Annotated in this window: 11 protein-coding genes; 9 read left to right on the forward strand and 2 right to left on the reverse strand. The window is 62.2% G+C overall.

The window, feature by feature from the left end; all coding sequences use genetic code 11:
• Positions 1 to 247 precede the first annotated feature (247 nt).
• The 7 genes from E8A46_RS18980 (at position 248) to E8A46_RS19010 (ending at position 9,809) form a co-directional block, all read left to right on the forward strand.
• Positions 248 to 3,094, forward strand: coding sequence for a bifunctional transaldolase/phosoglucose isomerase (locus E8A46_RS18980; protein WP_291564271.1), 2,847 nt, complete (start codon positions 248 to 250; stop codon positions 3,092 to 3,094).
• A 223-nt stretch (positions 3,095 to 3,317) separates the two neighbouring features.
• The gene (gene gnd / locus E8A46_RS18985; protein WP_291564273.1) at positions 3,318 to 4,310 is read left to right on the forward strand and encodes a phosphogluconate dehydrogenase (NAD(+)-dependent, decarboxylating); all 993 of its coding nucleotides are present in this window, start codon (positions 3,318 to 3,320) and stop codon (positions 4,308 to 4,310) included.
• 5 nt (positions 4,311 to 4,315) lie between these two features.
• Positions 4,316 to 5,827: a glucose-6-phosphate dehydrogenase gene (zwf, locus tag E8A46_RS18990; protein WP_291564275.1), complete on the forward strand. Its 1,512-nt coding sequence runs from the start codon at positions 4,316 to 4,318 to the stop codon at positions 5,825 to 5,827.
• Between the two features lie 2 nt (positions 5,828 to 5,829).
• Positions 5,830 to 6,570, forward strand: a complete 741-nt coding sequence (gene pgl, locus E8A46_RS18995; protein WP_291564278.1) for a 6-phosphogluconolactonase — start codon at positions 5,830 to 5,832, stop codon at positions 6,568 to 6,570.
• Positions 6,571 to 6,608: 38 nt separating this feature from the next.
• On the forward strand, positions 6,609 to 7,127 hold the full coding sequence (locus E8A46_RS19000; RefSeq protein ID WP_291564321.1) for a gluconokinase: 519 nt from the start codon (positions 6,609 to 6,611) through the stop codon (positions 7,125 to 7,127).
• On the forward strand, positions 7,124 to 7,933 hold the full coding sequence (locus E8A46_RS19005) for a Cof-type HAD-IIB family hydrolase (protein ID WP_291564281.1): 810 nt from the start codon (positions 7,124 to 7,126) through the stop codon (positions 7,931 to 7,933). The genes E8A46_RS19000 and E8A46_RS19005 overlap by 4 nt, the downstream gene beginning before the upstream one ends.
• A 244-nt stretch (positions 7,934 to 8,177) precedes the next feature.
• Positions 8,178 to 9,809: an oleate hydratase gene (locus E8A46_RS19010; protein ID WP_291564284.1), complete on the forward strand. Its 1,632-nt coding sequence runs from the start codon at positions 8,178 to 8,180 to the stop codon at positions 9,807 to 9,809.
• Positions 9,810 to 9,840: 31 nt separating this feature from the next.
• Here E8A46_RS19010 and E8A46_RS19015 read toward each other — a convergent pair whose 3' ends face one another.
• Positions 9,841 to 11,643, reverse strand: coding sequence for a glycoside hydrolase family 15 protein (locus E8A46_RS19015; RefSeq protein WP_291564288.1), 1,803 nt, complete (start codon positions 11,641 to 11,643; stop codon positions 9,841 to 9,843).
• A 27-nt stretch (positions 11,644 to 11,670) separates the two neighbouring features.
• The gene (gene malQ, locus E8A46_RS19020; protein ID WP_291564291.1) at positions 11,671 to 13,623 is read right to left on the reverse strand and encodes a 4-alpha-glucanotransferase; all 1,953 of its coding nucleotides are present in this window, start codon (positions 13,621 to 13,623) and stop codon (positions 11,671 to 11,673) included.
• 313 nt (positions 13,624 to 13,936) lie between these two features.
• Here malQ and treS point away from each other — a divergent pair, with 313 nt between their 5' ends.
• On the forward strand, positions 13,937 to 17,239 hold the full coding sequence (gene treS, locus E8A46_RS19025) for a maltose alpha-D-glucosyltransferase (protein ID WP_291564324.1): 3,303 nt from the start codon (positions 13,937 to 13,939) through the stop codon (positions 17,237 to 17,239).
• Complete coding sequence (glgB, locus tag E8A46_RS19030) at positions 17,236 to 19,383, forward strand: 1,4-alpha-glucan branching protein GlgB (RefSeq protein ID WP_291564294.1); 2,148 nt, start codon at positions 17,236 to 17,238, stop codon at positions 19,381 to 19,383. Before treS ends, glgB begins: the two co-directional genes overlap by 4 nt.
• The last annotated feature ends 2 nt before the right edge of the window (positions 19,384 to 19,385 follow it).

Here is a 19,385-nt window from a genome sequence, read left to right on the forward strand (position 1 = left end):
AGGCCAGGCATGCACATTCTCGATCCCCGCATGAGGAGGCGGGACCTCAAGCCCTGCCCTTCACATCGCCGGGGGCCCACTGGACTGGCGTATTCCGAGGGGATCGATATGTCGGCAGTGGCGTTATCCTGTTCGGATACGCATATTCCCGCCATCAGAACCGTCTATTTGTTGACAATCCGGCGTCCCGGCAGAGAAGGTTGCGGTCAAGCCGACAACAGACCCGCTCGAACAGAAACAGGGCATCATGAATCCCGTCAAAGCACTAGAAAACCACGGCCAGGCGGTCTGGCTGGATTTCCTGGCCCGCGGCTTTGTCGCCAAGGGCGACCTGAAGAAGCTGATCGATACCGACGGCGTCAAGGGCGTGACCTCGAATCCGTCGATCTTCGAGAAGGCGATCGGCAGTTCGGACGAATATGACGGCGCGATCGGCCATGCCTTAAAAAACGGCGATCGTCCGGTAGCCGAGCTTTTCGAACATTTGGCGGTCGAAGACATCCAGCACGCCGCCGACGTGCTGCGCCCGGTTTACGATCATTTGAAGGGCGAAGACGGATTCGTCAGTCTCGAAGTATCGCCGTATCTGGCGATGGACACCAAAGGCACCATCGCCGAGGCCGAACGGCTCTGGAAGGCCGTTCATCGCGACAACCTGATGGTCAAGGTACCCGCGACGCCGGAAGGCCTGCCCGCGATCGAACACCTGATCGGCGAAGGCATCAGCATCAACATCACGTTGTTGTTCTCGCAGAAGGTCTACGTCGAAGTAGCCGACGCCTATCTCTCCGGCCTGGAGAACTATGTCGCCGGCGGCGGCGATCCCTCCCATGTCGCCAGCGTCGCCAGCTTCTTCGTCAGCCGCATCGACAGCGCGGTCGACAAGCAGCTCGATGAAAGGATCGCGCGCGCCAACGACCCCAGCGAGAAGGAACGGCTGGCCGCGCTGAAGGGCAAGGTCGCGGTCGCGAATGCAAAACTCGCCTATCAGGAATACAAGCGCCTGTTTTCCGGCCCGAGGTGGGACCGGCTCGCGGCCAAAGGCGCAAAACCGCAGCGGTTGCTGTGGGCTTCGACCGGCACCAAGAACAAGGACTATAGCGATGTGCTCTATGTCGAGGAGCTGATCGGTCCCAACACGGTCAACACCGTGCCGCCGACGACGCTCGACGCCTTCCGCGATCACGGCACGCCGCGCGACAGCCTTGAGGAAAATGTCGAGGACGCCAAACACGTCCTCGCCGAGCTCGAAAAGTCCGGCATCTCGCTTGATGCGATCACTGCCGAGCTGGTCAAGGACGGCGTCAAGCTGTTCGCGGATGCCGCCGACAAGCTATACGGGGCGGTAGCCAACAAGCGCGCGGCGGTGCTCGGCGGCGGGATCGACCGGCAACAGCTGGCGTTGGGCGCAAGCCTCGGGAAAGCCGTCGAAAAGAGCACCGAGAAATGGCGCGCGTCGGCAAATATCCGGCGGCTCTGGCAGAAGGACAATTCGGTGTGGACCGGCGAGGACGAGCACAAATGGCTGGGCTGGCTGAACAGTCCGGCTGCTGCCGATGTCGCCGACTACGAGGATTACGCGCATCGCGTGAAGGGGCAGAACTTCAGCGATGCGGTGGTGCTCGGCATGGGCGGGTCGAGCCTCGGGCCTGAAGTGCTGGCCGAAACCTATGCCAGGCAACCGGGCTTTCCCAAACTGCATGTGCTGGACTCGACCGATCCGGCGCAGGTCCGCAGCCTTCAGGCGAAGATCAATCTCGCCAATACCGTCTTCATCGTCTCCAGCAAATCCGGCGGCACCACCGAGCCGAACGTGATGAAGGATTACTTCTTCGCCCGTGTCTCCGAAACGATCGGCGCCGACAAGGCCGGCCATCGTTTCATCGCGGTGACCGACCCGGGCTCCTCGCTGGAGAAGGTTGCGACCAAGCAAGGCTTCGCGCGCATCTTCCACGGCGATCCCTCGATCGGTGGCCGCTATTCGGTGCTGTCGCCGTTTGGGCTGGTGCCGGCCGCGACCGCCGGCATCGATGTGCGCACGTTGATCAAAAACACGCTTTCGATGATGCGCTCCTGCGGACCGGATGTGCCGCCGCACGAAAATCCCGGCGTACAGCTCGGCCTCGCCATGGGGCTGGCCGGCCTCGAAGGGCGCGACAAGGTGACGATCCTGTCGTCCAGCAAAATAGCCGATTTCGGCGCCTGGGCCGAACAGCTGATCGCCGAATCCACCGGCAAGGACGGCAAAGGGTTGATCCCGATCGAAGGCGAACCATTGGGCGATGCGGCGCTCTACGGCAACGACCGGTTCTTCATCGATCTGCGCACCGAAGATAAAGGCGACGCCCCGCACGATGACAAGCTCGCCGCGCTGGAAAAGGCCGGGCATCCGGTAGTGCGCATTGTCATGAAATCAATCGCGCATATCGGCCAGGAATTCTTCCGCTTCGAGATGGCGACCGCGGTTGCCGGTGCGATCCTCGGCATCAACCCGTTCAACCAGCCGGACGTCGAGGCCGCCAAGATCAAGACCCGCGAGTTGACCGCGGCGTTCGAGAAATCCGGCGCGCTGCCCACCGAAAAGCCGGTGATGTCGTCAGCGGAGGCCGATCTCTATACCGACGAAAAAAATGCCGCCGACTTGCGAAGGGCCGGTGCCGACGGCGACCTCGGCTCGTGGCTGAAAGCCCACATGGCGCGCGCAGGTAGCGACGATTATGTGGCACTGCTTGCCTATATCGAGCGCGATGCCGCCCATATCGCCGCGCTGCAGGCCATGCGGCTTGCGGTACGCGACAAGCGCCATGTCGCGACCTGCGCGGAATTCGGTCCGCGTTTCCTGCATTCCACGGGGCAGGCCTATAAGGGCGGCCCCGACAGCGGCGTCTTCCTGCAGATCACGTCCGATGACGCCGCGGATTTAGCCGTGCCCGGCCAAAAGGCCAGCTTCGGCGTGATCAAGGCGGCGCAGGCGCGCGGCGATTTCGACGTGCTAACCGAGCGCGGCCGGCGCGCGCTGCGGGTGCATCTCAAGGGTGATCTCGAAACCGGCCTGAAGGCGCTCGATAGCGCGATCAGGCATGCATTAAACTAGAATTGAATTGATGACGATGGACGCAGGGTGTTGGGGTTCGGTGACCTCTCCCGTGGGGAGAGGTCAGACTGCCTTTGGCGATCCGGGTGAGGGGTTACGGTCCCTCGCTGGAGCGTACCCCTCATCCCAACCCTCTCCCCATGGGAGAGCGAGTTCACCGCCGCTGCCGTGATGTCGACGCAAAATCCCCAGGTCAATTGAACCAATCCAAGGATTTACAAAAATGCAGCTCGGCATGATCGGTTTGGGGCGGATGGGCGGCAATATCGTCCGCCGGCTAATGAAGCACGGACACACGACCGTCGTTTACGACAAGGATCCCAAGGCGGTCGCTGCGATCGCGGCTGATGGCGCGGTTAGTTCGGGCGCACTGGAAGATTTCGTCAAGAAGCTCGAGAAACCTCGCACCGCCTGGGTGATGCTCCCCGCCGGCAAGATCACCGAGGCGACGATCGATGCACTGGCAAAACTGATGGAGAGTGGCGATGTCATCATCGATGGCGGCAACACGTTCTGGCAGGACGACGTGCGCCGCGGCAAAGCCCTGAAGGATCGCGGCATCCATTATATCGACGTCGGCACGTCGGGCGGCGTCTGGGGCATCGACCGCGGCTATTGCATGATGATCGGCGGCGACAAGGCGGTGGTCGATCGCCTGGATCCGATCTTCGCGGCGCTCGCGCCGGGGATCGGCGATATTCCGCGTACCGCCGGACGTGATGGACGCGATCCGCGCATCGAGCAGGGTTATATCCATGCCGGTCCGGTCGGCGCCGGACACTTCGTCAAGATGGTTCACAACGGCATCGAATATGGCCTGATGCAAGCCTATGCCGAGGGTTTTGACATTTTGAAGAATGCCAATATCGAGGCGTTGCCGGCGGAGCACCGCTTCGATCTCGACATCGCCGATATCGCCGAGGTGTGGCGGCGCGGCAGCGTGATCCCATCCTGGTTGCTCGACCTCACGGCGTCCGCGCTGGCGGATAATCACACGCTGGATAATTATTCGGGATTTGTGGAAGATTCCGGCGAAGGCCGCTGGACCGTCAACGCCGCGATCGACGAAGCGGTGCCTGCCGAGGTGCTGACCGCGGCGCTGTTTGCGCGGTTTCGCTCACGCAAGGAGCATACCTTCGCGGAAAAAATCCTCTCCGCGATGCGCGCCGGTTTCGGCGGCCACCGGGAGCCGAAAAAACCCGGTCCGAAGGCCTGAGACAGATGACGGTTACCCAAGCCAAACAAAAAAAGCCCGACTCCTGCAGCATCGTGATCTTCGGCGTCACCGGTGATCTCGCACACCGGCTGGTGATCCCCGCACTCTACAACCTCGCCGCAAACGACTTGCTGCCGGACGATTTCTGTATCGTCGGCATCGCCCGCAAGGGCATGTCGAGCGAGGAATTGACCGCAAGCCTGAAGCAGGGCCTGCACCAATTCGCCACCCGCAAGGTTGATGAGGCCATCGCCGAACGCCTGCTCGGATGCATCACCTGCATCGAGGCTGATCCGAAAGACCCCGCGTCGTTCGATAAGATGCGTGAACAGCTCGACAAACTGGAGGCCGCACGAAAGACCGGCGGCAACCGGCTGTTCTATCTGGCGACACCACCCAACGCCTTCCTCCCGATCAGCCAGGAACTCGGCCGCACCGGCATGCTGAGCGAGAACGGCGCGTGGCGGCGGCTGGTGGTGGAAAAGCCATTCGGGACCGATCTCGCGTCGGCCAAAGCGCTGAACAGCGAATTGTTGAAGCTCGTCGAAGAGCACCAGATTTACCGGATCGATCATTACCTCGGCAAGGAAACCGTCCAGAATATCCTGGTGCTGCGCTTCGCCAACGGCATGTTCGAGCCGATCTGGAATCGCAATCACATCGACCATATCCAGATTACCGTCGACGAGAAGCTCGGCGTCGGCCACCGCGGCAGCTTCTACGACGCCACCGGCGCGCTGCGCGACATGGTGCCGAATCATTTGTTTCAGCTGCTGTCGCTGGTCGCGATGGAGCCGCCGGCGAAATTCGATGCCCATTCGGTGCGGTCGGAGAAAGCCGAGGTGCTGTCGGCGATCCAGACCCAGAGCGAGGAAGAGGCCCTGCGCAATTCGGTGCGCGGGCAATATCGCGCCGGCAAGGTCGGCGACACCGAGATCGAGGACTATCGCAAGACCGAGGATGTCAACCCCGGCAGCACCACGGAGACCTACGCCGCGCTGAAGCTGACGATCGACAACTGGCGCTGGGCCGGGGTCCCGTTTTATCTCCGTACCGGCAAGGCGCTCGGCGTGAAACGAACGGAGATCGCGATCAAGTTCAAGCAGGCGCCGTTTGCCATGTTCCGCGACACGCCCGTGGACCGGTTGTCGCAGAATTTTCTCATTATCAGCACCGAGCCGACCGAAGGCATTGCGCTGCAGTTCAATACCAAAGTGCCCGGACCCGCCATCGAGATCGACGGCGTCGAGATGAAATTTCGCTACAAGGATTATTTCCGGGCCGAGCCCTCAACCGGTTACGAGACGCTGATCTACGACTGCATGATCGGCGACAACATCCTGTTTCAGCGCGCCGACAGCGTGGAGGCCGGGTGGCAGGCGGTGCAGCCGTTCCTGGATGCCTGGAAGAAGGCCGGCTCCAAGGGGCTGAAGATCTATGATCCCGGCAGCGAAGGGCCCGAAGAGGCCAACGATCTGGTCGAGCGTGATGGCCGAAACTGGCGGAATTTGACCTGACGATGGCCGATGACAATCAACGCAAGGTTATCAGGGTTGCCGATCCGGCTGCGCTTGCGGCCGCCGCCGCGGAGCGACTGCTGGCAAGGATCGGCGCGAACCGTGGCCGGGCGGCGATTTGCCTGACCGGCGGATCGAGCCCGAAACAGCTCTACCGGTTGCTCGCGACCGACAGCTATCGCAGCCGGATCCCCTGGGACCGTGTCCATTGGTTCATCGGCGACGAGCGCTTTGTTGCCCCGAACGATCCCCTCAACAACATGGGCGTGGCGCGGGATATCTTTCTCGATTCCCATGCGCCGGCTGCCAACATCCACCCGATCCCGACCGACACCGCTGGCCCCGAGGAATCCGCGCACCGCTATGAGCACGAGCTGCAAGCCTTCTACGGCGCGCGCGAGCTTGAGCCCGCCCGGCCGTTGTTCGATGTGGTGCTGATGGGCGTCGGGCCCGATGGCCATACCGCATCGCTATTTCCGGATTATCCGGCCGTCGAAGAGACCACACGCTGGGTGGTCGGCGTGCCCAAGGCCCATGTCGAGCCGTTCGTGCCCCGGGTCACGCTGACCTTGCCGGCGCTCGGCTCCTGCCGCGAAATGCTGTTCGAAGTCGCAGGCTCCGAGAAGCGCACGATCTTGACGCGTCTGTTCGCGGACGAGAACCTGCCGGCGAAGCGGGCGCGCTCCACGGGCGAGACGGTCTTGCTGGTGGATCGTGCCGCGCTTGGCGGAGAACCGTCGTGAACGACGAAGCTTGCGGGCCACCATGCGCATTGATCGTGATGGGGGTATCCGGGTCAGGCAAGAGCACCATCGCGGCCAGGCTCGCCGAACGGCTGAACTGGGCGTATGAGGACGGCGACCGGTTTCACCCGCCGCGCAACGTCGCCAAGATGAGCGCCGGCCAACCCCTCACCGACGAGGACCGCTGGCCCTGGCTGCAGGCGATCGCCGATGAGATCGACAGGGTCTGCCGGAGCGGCGGACATGCCGTGATCGCCTGCTCCGCGCTCAAGCGCGCCTATCGCGACGTGTTGGTGCATGGCCGAAGCGACGTCCGCATTGTCTTCCTCTGCGGAACGCCGGCCCTGATCGCGGACCGGCTGGCCGGGCGCAAGGGTCATTTCATGCCGCCGGGGCTGTTGGACAGCCAGTTCAAGACGCTGGAACCGCCGGCTGGCGACGAAAACCCTGTCATCGTGTCGATCGATGCTTCGGTCGAGAGCATCGTCGAAGACGTCGTTCGCCAACTGAAAACCAGCCGCGCCGATCGCGGTGGACCCGCCAGGAACCGCATATGACCCGCATTGCCCTTGTTGTCTCCGACGTCGACGGCACGCTCCTGACAAAGGACAAGACGCTGACCGACGGGGCCAAGGCTGCGGTACGGCGGCTGCACGAGGCCGGCATCGGCTTCACCATCACCTCGAGCCGGCCGACGATCGGCATGCGGTTTCTGATCGAGCCGTTGCAAATCACGCTGCCGGTCGGGGCTTTCAACGGCAGTTGCATCGTCGATCCGCAGCTAAAGCCGATCGAGCAGCACCTGATTCCGGCGCCCGCAACGCAGCGCGCGCTGGACGTGCTCAACGAATACGGCGTCGATATCTGGCTGTTCACCAGCGATCTCTGGCTCACCCGCGACGGCAACGGCGAATACGTTCCAAATGAAAAGCGCGCGATCCGCGCCGATCCGACCATCGTCGCGGATTTTGCACCCTATCTGGCATCGGCCTGCAAGATCGTCGGTGCCAGCGCCGATGCGGCACTGCTGCAACGCTGCGAAGCCGCCATGCAGCAAGCCCTGGGCGCGCAGGCGACCGCGGTGCGGTCGCAGAGTTACTATCTCGACGTCACCCCGCCGGGCTGCAACAAGGGCACCTTTGTGCAGACGATGGCCGGACGCCTGGGCATCCCGCTGGATGCGGTCGCCACCATCGGTGACATGCAGAACGACCTGGCGATGTTCCGCACCAGTGGCGTCTCCTTCGCCATGGGCAACGCCACCGACGACGTCAAGAAGCTGGCAACCCATGTCACGGCCTCGAACGAGGATGACGGTTTTGCACGAGCGATTGAGATGATCCTGAACAACGAGGCGGGGTAAACGATCGTCTTCTTACCAACTCATTGGTTACCCGCGTAACAGTTTCGTGTTCCGCGCGAAGGATCGTGATTGATCCATGTCAACGATCGACCGCGCCAACGATGGTTGAAATTAATCGCGGCTGAACCACTCAGCCATCTCATCGGGCTGCCTTCCCCGACGACCAGCGATTCGAGACACGCAGATATCAGCGTCCTCTCCCTGCACGACATGGGCAGGTCGCCGCAAGCTTCCAGCAGCACAAGTGCCCCGACGGTGGGATCCAACCCATAATGCCGTTCGAAAGGAACATGCCATGACCATCGGAGACAGAAAGGCATACCTCGTGGGAGGTGGCATCGGCTCCCTGGCGGCGGCTGCTTTCATGATCCGGGATGGCGGCCTGCCGGGCGGCAACATCACGATTTACGAAGCCTTGCCGGTGCTGGGCGGAAGCCTCGATGGCGGAGGAAACCCCGAAGATGGCTATACCCTGCGCGGTGGGCGGATGCTGACGACGGACAATTATGAATGCACCTGGGGATTGTTCAAGTCGATCCCGTCCCTGGTCAATCCGGGCAAGACCGTGTTCGACGAGACGGTCGAGTTCAACCAGAAGATGAAGTCGCATTCCCAGGCGCGCCTGGTCGACCGCAACCGCGCCGTTGTCGACGTGACCTCGATGGGTTTCTCGATGGCCGATCGGATGGAGCTCCTCAAGCTCATGATGGCGAGTGAGCCGGAACTGGGTACGGACCCGATCACCGACTGGCTCTCGCCGGAATTCTTCACGACCAGATTCTGGTATATGTGGGCAACGACCTTTGCCTTTCAGCCCTGGCACAGCGCGGTCGAGTTCAAGCGCTATCTGCACAGATTCATCAAGGAATTCTCCCGCATTGAAACGCTCGCGGGAGTGAAACGCACGGTCTTCAATCAATATGACTCGCTGGTTCGGCCGCTTCAGGCATGGCTTGCGGACAAGGGCGTGAATTTCCAGAAAGGCTGCGTTGTTAGCGACTTCGATCTTGCGTCCGAGGCTGGCAAGGTTGTCGTCCGAGCGATCAAGATCAGGCGGGCCGGCAAGAGCGAGACCGAGTCCGTTGCGATCAGCGCCGATGACCTGGTTTTCTTCCAGAACGGCTCCATGACCGACGCATCGAGCTTCGGTTCAATGACGCGGGCTCCCGCGCAGCTGACAAAGCAGGAGAGCGGCGGCTGGACCCTGTGGGAAAAACTGGCCGAAGGCCGTCCGGAGTTTGGCAATCCCGCCGCTTTCAACAGCAGCATTCCCGAATCCTGGTGGGAATCGTTTACCGTGACGCTCAGGGACGCCGCTTTTTTCGGCCGGATGGAGGCATTCTCCGGCAACAAGGCTGGCACCGGCGGCCAGGTTACCTTCAAGGATTCCAGATGGTTGATGTCGGTGGTGCTGGCGCATCAGCCGCATTTCGCCAATCAGCCCGCGGACGTTCAGGTGTTCTGGGGATACGCCCTGCACCCGGACCGGATCGGCGATTTCGTGGCCAAGCCGATGTCGGAATGCACTGGCGCCGAGATTCTCCACGAGCTTTGCGGTCACCTCAATTTCGACCGCAGGATATTCGCCAAGGCGATCTGCATTCCGTGCCGCCTGCCTTACATCACCAGCATGTTCATGCCGCGTGCGCTGACCGACCGGCCGTTGCCGGTTCCGAAATCGTCGAAGAATCTGGCCTTCGTCAGCCAGTTTGTTGAAATTCCCGAGGACGTCGTGTTCACGGTCGAGTATTCGGTTCGGGTCGCGCAGATGGCGGTTTACGAATTGCTCAAGATCGATCGCGAGATTCCGCCGATCCTGCATCACGACAAATCGCTGGAAGTCAATTTCGACGCGGCGATCAAGGCCTTCAAATGAAGCCCGTCGGTCGTCGCTAGCCGCCTCGCGCTCACTCCGACCGCTGCACCGCCGGTTTCGCCAGCGGCTTCGTGGCACCGCAGAGGTTATGCGAGGTATTGATCAGCGCGATGTGGGTCAGCGCCTGCGGGAAGTTGCCGGTCTGACGGCCCGCGCCGGAATCGAATTCCTCCGCCAGCAAACCCAGATCGTTGGCCACGGCGACGACGCGATCGAACAGCGCCTGCGCCTTGTCGATCTCGCCGGCCAGCACGAAGGCGTCGGCGAGCCAGAAGGTGCAGGCGAGAAACGCGCCTTCGATCGGCTGCCGCTCCTCGGAAATTTCGCGCGGGTCGTGCCGCAGCACGAAGCCGTCCCGCATCATGTGCCGCTCGATCGCGGCGAGCGTGCCGGCAACCCGCGGGTCCGACGCCGGGAGGAAGCCCACCGATGGCAGCAGCAGGATGCTGGCATCGAGCAGTTGCGAACCATAGGATTCGACAAAGCTGTTCTGCGCGGCGTCGAAGCCCTTCTCGCAGACCTCACGATGAATGGTATCGCGCAACGAGCGCCATTTTTCCAGCGGCGCCTTGAAGCCGAACCTCTCGGCGCTCTTGATGCCGCGATCGAACGCGACCCAGGTCATCACCTTGGACGAAACGTAATGCCTGGCCGCGCCACGGCGCTCCCAGATGCTGCTGTCCGGCTGGTTCCAGACTTCCGCCAAATGGTCGAGCACGGTGCATTCGAGATCCCAGGTCCCGTCATCGAGTTTCAACTTGGTCATGCGCGACTGGTGGAACGCATCGATCAACTCGCCGTAGACATCGAGCTGCAACTGGGCATGGGCCGCGTTGCCGACCCGAACAGGTCGCGCGCCTTCGTAGCCCGGCAGCCAGCCCACCTCCCACTCCAGCAAGCGGCGCTGGCCCATGATGCCGTACATGATCTGCATGTTCGCCGGCCCGCCCGCCACCGCGCGCAACAGCCAATTGTGCCAGGCCGAGGCTTCCTCGGTATAACCGGAGTTCATCAGCGCCAGCAGCGTGAAGGTCGCGTCCCGCAGCCAGCAGAACCGGTAGTCCCAGTTCCTGGCACCACCGAGCTTTTCCGGCAGCGATGTCGTGGCTGCGGCGACGATGCCGCCGGTCGGCGCATAGGTGAGCGCCTTCAGCGTGATCAGCGAGCGCATGACGAGGTCACGGCTTTCGCCTTCGTAGATGCAACGGCTGCACCAGTCGGTCCAGAAACCCTCGGTATCCTGCAACGCCTGCGCGGGGTTGATCGGCTTCGGCAGCGGCAGATGCGAGGGTCCGTAGGTGAGCACAAAGGGAACGACCTCGCCCTCGCTGACTTCGAACTCGGCTACCGTGGTCATGTCCTGGCCGCGCGTCTCGACCGGTGTTCGCAGCACCGTCATGTCCTGCCCGCAAATCGCCAGCAGCGCGCCATCCTCGGTGCGCTTGACCCAGGGAGTATCCGCGCCATAGCCGAAGCGGATCACGAGCTCCATCCGCAGCTTCACCTTGCCCGCGACACCGCGCACCAAGCGGACGATATCGGAGGCGTCGCCGCGCGGCGGCATGAAATCGATCACGGCGACGGCGCCGTTGGCGGTCTCAAAGCGGGTTTCCAGGATCAGCGTATTGTCCCAGTAGCGGCGCGAAGACTGCGTGACATCTTCCGCGGGCGCGATCAGCCATCGGCCATTCTCGCGCGTGCCGAGCAGGGCCGCGAAACACGCGTCGGAATCGAACGCGGGCCAGCACAGCCAGTCGATCGAACCATCGCGGCCGACCAGTGCCGCGGTTTCGCAATCGCCGATCAGTCCGTAGTCTTCTATTCTGCTGGACAAATTCTTCACCGGCCAAAAAGCCGCGCGTCAGGCCATAGCGCGCGTCCGCTCGCGGGTTGCGACCTTGAGCGCGGCAACGTCGATCACAGCACCAATCCCGTCGATCGCAATCGGCAGCCGCTGCCGCCAGTTCGGGTGCTCGTTCACGGTGCCGGGAATATTGGGCTGGTCGATCACGCCCAACAGATCCTCCAGCGAGATCGCCAGCAGGCGGGACTTGGTTTTCGCCAGAAAGCCCACGACCGCGTACAGATCATGACGGTCGATGGCGTGGTGACGTAGCAAATCGCCCAACATCGCCAGCGCATGCCAGCGGGCGTCATCGCTCTCGCCGGGATCGATCCCGAGCGACCGCTTCAGCTTGAGATCGCTGAACGAGCGCCAGCCCGAATAGGTCGACAGATCGTGGGTGTTGAAGGTGACGAGCGCATTCGGCGTGTAATGGTCGACGCCTCGAAATGCGCCGCGATCGTCGCGCTCGAACATCATCACCTGATAAGACCAGATTCCCCACTCCGCCATTTTCTCGCGAAAGCCTTCCGGCACCGTGCCAAGATCCTCGCCGATGACGACGCATCGATGCGCCACGCTTTGCTGCGCGGTCGCCGCCAGCAGCGCCTCGAACGGCATTTGCACATAAGCGCCGTTGCTGGCGGCAAAGCCGTGCGGCACCAGATAAAGCCGCTTCAGACCCAGCACATGATCGAGCCTGATCGCGCCGGCGTAACGCATCGAAGCCCGCAGCATTTCCCGATAGGGCTCGAACGATTGCAATTCGAGGCCGGCGGCGTTGAAGCCGGCAAGACCCCAGTTCTGGCCAGCCAGATTCAGCGGATCCGGCGGCGCGCCGACGGCGAGATGGCGGGAAATGGCGGCCTGCTCGTTCCAGGCATCGAACCCGTCGGATTGCACGCCGACCGCGACATCGAGATAGAGACCGACCTTCATGCCGAGTTTGCCGGCAAGATCCCGGCAGGACCGCAATTGCCGGTCCGCTGCCCATTGCACGAATTCGATGAATTCAACCTTGGCGGCGTCCGGTCCCCGACGCAATCCGGCACATTGGGCCTCATTGGGCTGCCGCCATTGTTCCGGCCATTTCCACCAGGGCTTGTTGAATTTGTGCCGCAGCACCTCAAAGCAGGCGAAGCGCGACAACAGCGGCGCGCGTTCGGCACGAAACGCGTCGAAATCCCGGCTCCGGTCGGCCGCAGGACGCGCCCTGAATGTCTCGAAGGCAGCACGCAGCGCACGCCATTTCAATTCGGCGACGCCCTTGTAGTCGACCATATCGCCGGTCCTCAGCCGGGCGGCGGCGCTCCCGGCCGATTCGCCGGGCTGAAATCCGGGGATTTTTTCGACATCGATATACAGCGCATTCAGGAACAGCCGGCTGTTCGGCGAATAGGGACTGCAATCGGCGGGTCGGTCATCGAACAAAGCGTGCAGGGGATTGAGCCCGACGCCATCGGCTCCCAGATCGCCCGCCAATTCGATCAGCGCTTCAAGGTCGGTAAAGTCGCCGATTCCCCAGTTGCGCGCCGAGCGGACGCCGTAGAGCTGGACCGCCATCAGCCAGCCCCGCTCGAAATCGCCTCGATAGGCCCCGGGCGGCGCGACGATCAAGGGGGCCTCCTCCGTAAACGAGGAAGCGTCGGTCAGATGCAGCCGGTACGACCCCTCCGGCAGATCGGTTGGCCAGATGATGGTCCGATCGCCAGTCTCTCCCGCTGCGATAACCTTAAGATCTGCAACAATTTTCCAGCGCAGCGGGAACGTGGCAGCCTGATTGAGCTCGGTTCGCGACGGCAGACCCGACCGGATCACCACCGCCTCGCGGAGAAACCGGTAGGGTGTCCGCTGCGGCAGGGCATCGAGGATAATCCTCAACGCCGCGGCGTCCGTCACATGGCGGTGACCCTGACCGTCCACAAATTCGGTCTGGATACCCAGGTCTTTGGCTCGGATGAGAAGGTCCATTCGGCACGCCATTTGCACACAACGGCAGGGAACCGTCGTGAATTCTATAGATACAGGAAGAGGATAGCCGTGCTTAACTCTCAGGCGTCCCCGGCGTTCCCCGGGAACCAATGCCCGGCCAACGGCTTTCTATATATGTCCCCAGCGTCTCCTTTCGCGCAATCGAAATGGGGCGTCATTCCCATGGCAACGGCATCACCGTGAACAAAACAGCTCAAACTGTCGAGAGCGTCGCACCCGGCGCTACCATCCGGCTTGAAGAACGCCATAATCCCGCCCTGCTCTTTCGCTGTCAGACGCGCGCGGCCCCATGATGAATCTGATGTCATCCATCGATACCAAGGAACAGCCGGCGGCCGCGCTGGACGGCGATGAGCTTTGGTACAAGGACGCCATCATCTATCAGCTTCACGTCAAGGCCTTCGCCGACAGCAACAATGACGGCATCGGCGATTTCGCCGGACTGACCGAGAAGCTCGACTATCTGCAAGACCTCGGGGTGACGGTGCTGTGGCTGCTGCCGTTCTATCCCTCGCCCGGCCGGGACGACGGCTACGACATCGCCGACTACGGCGCCATCAATACCGATTTCGGGACCATGAAGGACTTCCGCCGCTTCATCGTCGAAGCCAAGCGGCGGGGTTTGCGGGTCATCACCGAGCTCGTCATCAATCACACCTCCGACCAGCATGACTGGTTCAAGCGCGCCCGCCGTAGCGACCCGAATTCGAGCGCGCGCAACTGGTATGTCTGGAGCGATACCGACCAGAAATATGCGGGCACGCGGATCATCTTCACCGACACCGAGAAATCCAACTGGACCTGGGACCCCGAAGCCGGGCAATTCTACTGGCATCGCTTCTTCTCGCACCAGCCAGATCTGAACTTCGACAATCCGCGCGTGGTCAGTGCGATCGTCCAGGTGATGAAGCGCTGGCTCGATACCGGCGTCGACGGCTTCCGTCTCGACGCTATCCCCTATCTGTGCGAGCGCGACGGCACCAACAACGAAAATCTGCCGGAGACGCACGCCATCATCAAGCGGCTGCGCGCCGAGCTTGACGCCTACGCCAAGGGCAAGGTGCTGCTGGCCGAAGCCAATCAATGGCCGGAGGATGTGCAGGAATATTTCGGCAGCGGCGATGAATGCCAAATGGCCTACCATTTCCCGCTGATGCCGCGGATTTACATGGCAATTGCCCAGGAGGACCGCTTTCCCATCACCGACATCCTGCGCCAGACGCCTGACATCCCGAGCAATTGCCAGTGGGCACTGTTCTTGCGCAACCATGACGAACTGACGCTCGAGATGGTCACGGACGTCGAGCGCGACTATCTGTGGTCGACCTACGCCAACGACCCGCGGGCGCGCATCAATCTCGGCATTCGGCGGCGTCTGGCGCCGCTGATGGACAATGACCGGCGCAAGATCGAACTGATGAACTCGCTGCTCTTGTCGTTCCCGGGCACGCCGATCATCTATTACGGCGACGAAATCGGTATGGGCGACAACATCTATCTCGGCGACCGCAACGGCGTACGCACGCCGATGCAATGGACGCCGGACCGCAATGGCGGGTTCTCCCGCGCCGATCCGGCTCGGCTATATGCCCCCATCATCATGGATTCGGTCTACGGCTATGAGTCGGTCAATGTCGAGGCGCAGTCGCGCAGTCTGTCGTCATTGCTGAGTGCAACCAAGCGGCTGATTTCGGTGCGCAAGTCGACATTGGCGTTCGGCCGCGGCAGCATGACGTTTATCCGCCCGGTCAACCGCGCTGTGCTCGCTTACGTAAGACAGCTTGGCGATGAGGTCATTCTCTGTGTCGCCAACCTGTCTCGATCGGCGCAGGCCACCGAACTCGACCTTTCGGCCTGGAAGGACCGTGTGCCCCTGGAAATGCTCGGCCGGACCCGCTTCCCGGCGATCGGCGAGCTGCCTTATATGATCACGCTGGCGCCCTACGGATTCTACTGGTTTCAGCTCCGCGAACGCGACAAGTCGGAGCATGTCGCGCCGAGCATCGCGCCCGAATTCGAAACTCTGGTCGTACCGCTCGGCGCGACCTGGGTTTCGCTGGCCCGCACCCGAACTGTATTCGAATGCGATGTATTGCCCGGGCATCTGGCTCGCACCCGCTGGTATCCGGAGCGTTCGGCGGCGGCCATTCATCCGACCCTGACCTCCGCCATCCCGTTTTGCGACATCGGTGACAATCGGCCATGGCTTGCATTCTTTGAAGCGGTCCAGCGTGGCGTGACGACACGGTATCTCCTGCCGATGCAGATCGAGTGGGTGCGGTTCGATCGCGAACGCTACAATCCCAACGCGCTTGCGGCGGTGCGTCAGGGCGCGCGGGAAGGAACCTTGCTGGATGTCGCGACCGATCCCATCTTCATCGCGCTTTTGCTACGCAATCTCCGCGAGGCCCTGAACATTGAAGACAACGGCATGCGTCTTGAATTCAGGCCAACCAGCAAATTCTCGGACCGGCAGATCAAACAGCCCGAACAGATCCGACCCATCGAAGCCGACCAGTTCAACAGCGCCGCGCTGGTGGATAATGACTACGTCGTGAAGATTTACCGGAAACTCGAGTCCGGCGCCAATCCGGAGATCGAGACCGGGCGGTTTCTGACCGAGGTTGCAGACTTTGCCAATACCCCCGCAATGCTCGGCAGCGTCGAACTCGTCGATGGCGACACCAGAAGCGCGATCGCAGTCGTTCATGCCCTCGTTCAAAATCAGGGCGATGCCTGGGCCGTGACGTCGGCCTATCTCGATCGCTTTGTCGACGAGCAGCGCGTGCTGGCGGCTAGCGAACATCCGGGCGAGAGCGAGGAGCAGGTTCCTTATCTCCGCTACATGTCGCAAATGGGAAAACGCGCCGCCGAGATGCACCTCGCGCTCGCCTCGAGTTCCGCATTGGAGGATTTTGCGCCTCAACCGATCCGGCCTGCGGATGTGCAGCGCTGGATCGAAGAGGCCGCCGCGCGCGTGGAACGCCTCTTCGATACGCTGAAGCAGCAGCGAGATAAAATAAACGAAGCCGATCGCCCGCTTGTCGATCAGACGCTGGCACAACGCGCGGCGTTGCTTGATCGCCTGAAGGCGCTGCTTCCGCTTGATACAAGTGGCCTGAACATCCGGCATCACGGCGATTTCAATCTCGGCCGCATGCTGATCGTCAAGGACGATATCTTCATCACTGGCTTCGAGGGCGACCCCCGCCGACCGCTTGACGAGCGGCGGCGCAGGGCGCCCGCGGCGCGCGACGTCGCCGGCCTGATCCGGTCGATCGACTATTCGGTGACGGCGGCGCTGGGGCGCGCGCTCAATCTCGCACCCGATGAGCACGGCCGGCTTGCCGCGGCGCTGACGGAATGGGTCGACCGCTCGACTACGGCTTTTCTTGCCGCCTATCGTGAGGTCACGACAAATTCGCCGCTCTGGCCGGCGGATCCCCAGGCCGCCGGCCAGATGCTCGAGTTCTTCATGCTTGAACAAACGCTCAACGAGCTCGAATACGAATTGGCCCAAAGGCCCGAATGGCTGCGGGTCCCGCTGACCGGCGTGCTTCGCATTTTGTCTCATCGTCAAAACGAGGCCGCATGACCAAGCTTTCCGCCGAGGCCTATGCGATCGTGGAGGGCCGCCATTCCGACCCCTTTCAGTACCTCGGCCCTCATGCCGAGGGCGACAGGACCGTGGTGCGCGCATTCCTGCCGGAGGCCTCCCGGGTCGACGCCGTCGACGAACTTGGCGAAGCAGCGGCGCTGACGCGCATTCACGATGATGGGCTGTTCGCCGGCGCGCTTCCCAACGGATCCAGGCGCTACCAGTTTCGCGCCCGCTTCGGCGAGACCGTGGTCGACATCGACGACCCCTATCGTTTTCCGCCGGTGCTGACGGATTTTGACCTGTATCTGCTCGGCGAAGGCACCCATCAGCGGCTCTACGACAAGCTCGGTGCGCATCCGATGACGCTCGAAGGCGTCGGTGGGATTGCATTCGTCGTGCTCGCACCCAACGCGCAGCGGGTCAGCGTTGTCGGTGATTTCAATTTCTGGAATGCACGGCGGCATCCGATGCGCGTGCGCGGCCTTGGTTATTGGGAGCTGTTCGTGCCCCATGCCATCCCGGGCGACCGCTATAAATTCGATATCATCGGCGGGCACGGCCAGCATTTGCCGCTGAAGTCGGATCCGCTGGCCTTTGCCGCTGAAATGCGCCCGAACACCGCCTCCATCGTTTTCGACGAGGCAAAGCTGCCGCGGCCACGGCCGGCCCCTTCCAACGTCAATGCGCTGAGCGCGCCGATGTCGATCTATGAGGTGCACCTCGGCTCCTGGCGGCGCAAGGGCAACAACGAGTGGCTGAGCTATCGCGACCTCGCCGAGCAGCTCCCGCGTTATGTCAGGGATCTCGGCTTCACCCACGTCGAATTTCTGCCGGTCAGTGAACATCCATTCGACGGCTCATGGGGGTACCAGCCGACTGGCCTGTACGCGCCCACCAGCCGGTTCGGCGGCCCGGAGGATTTCTCCGCGCTGGTCGACGCCTGCCATCGTGAAGGTCTGGGCGTGATGCTGGACTGGGTGCCCGGACATTTTCCCGACGACCCGCACGGCCTCGGCAAGTTCGACGGCACCGCGCTCTACGAACACGCCAGCCCGCTGCAGGGCCGGCACCTCGACTGGGGCACGCTGGTCTACAATTACGGCCGCACGGAAGTGGTCAATTTCCTGGTGTCGAACGCGCTGTTCTGGCTGGAGCGTTACGGCATTGACGGATTGCGCGTCGATGCCGTCGCCTCAATGCTCTATCTCGACTATAGCCGTCCCGCCGGCGGCTGGGTCCCGAACAAATATGGTGGCCGGGAAAATCTCGATGCCATCGATTTCCTGCGCCGCTTCAACACCGAGGTTTTCGCCCGCTTTCCGCAGGCCACGACGGCGGCGGAAGAGTCGACCGCGTGGCCGCACGTATCGCGGCCGGTCGAATTTGGCGGGCTGGGCTTTGGTTACAAATGGAATATGGGCTGGATGCACGACACGCTGAATTACATCAGTAAGGATCCGATCCACCGCAAATATCATCACGGCGACATCCTGTTCGGCCTGCACTACGCGTTTTCCGAGAATTTCATCCTGCCGCTGTCGCATGATGAGGTAGTCCACGGCAAGCGCTCGATTCTGGGACGGATGCCAGGCGATGACTGGCAACGCTTTGCAAACTTGCGTGTCTATTACGCCTTCATGTTCGGCCATCCCGGCAAGAAGCTGATGTTCATGGGCTGCGAGTTCGGCCAGGAGCGTGAATGGAATCACGACCACTCGCTCGACTGGCATCTGCTCGAACAGGACAAGCACGCCGGCGTCCAGTCCCTGATCCGCGATCTGAACAAACTTTATCGCGAGCTGCCATCGCTGCACGAGCTCGATTGCGATCCATCCGGTTTCGAATGGGTCGTGACCGACGACGCGAATGGCAACGTTTTCGCCTGGATCCGCAAAGGCAGGGATGCGCGGGCGCACTGTCTCGTCGTCGCCAATTTTTCGCCCAATGTATATTACAACTATCGCGTCCGCGTGCCCTTCGCCGGCGCATGGCGCGAGGTTCTCAACTCGGATTCCGCCCATTACGGCGGCAGCAATGTCGGGAACGTCGGCGAAGTCCGGACGTTGGATGGCCTGGCGCCTGAACTCAACCTCACCATCCCGCCTTTGGCCGCCATCTTTCTCGTACCGGAAGGCTAAGC

Source organism: Bradyrhizobium sp., assembly GCF_004799445.1.
Lineage (GTDB): Bacteria > Pseudomonadota > Alphaproteobacteria > Rhizobiales > Xanthobacteraceae > Bradyrhizobium.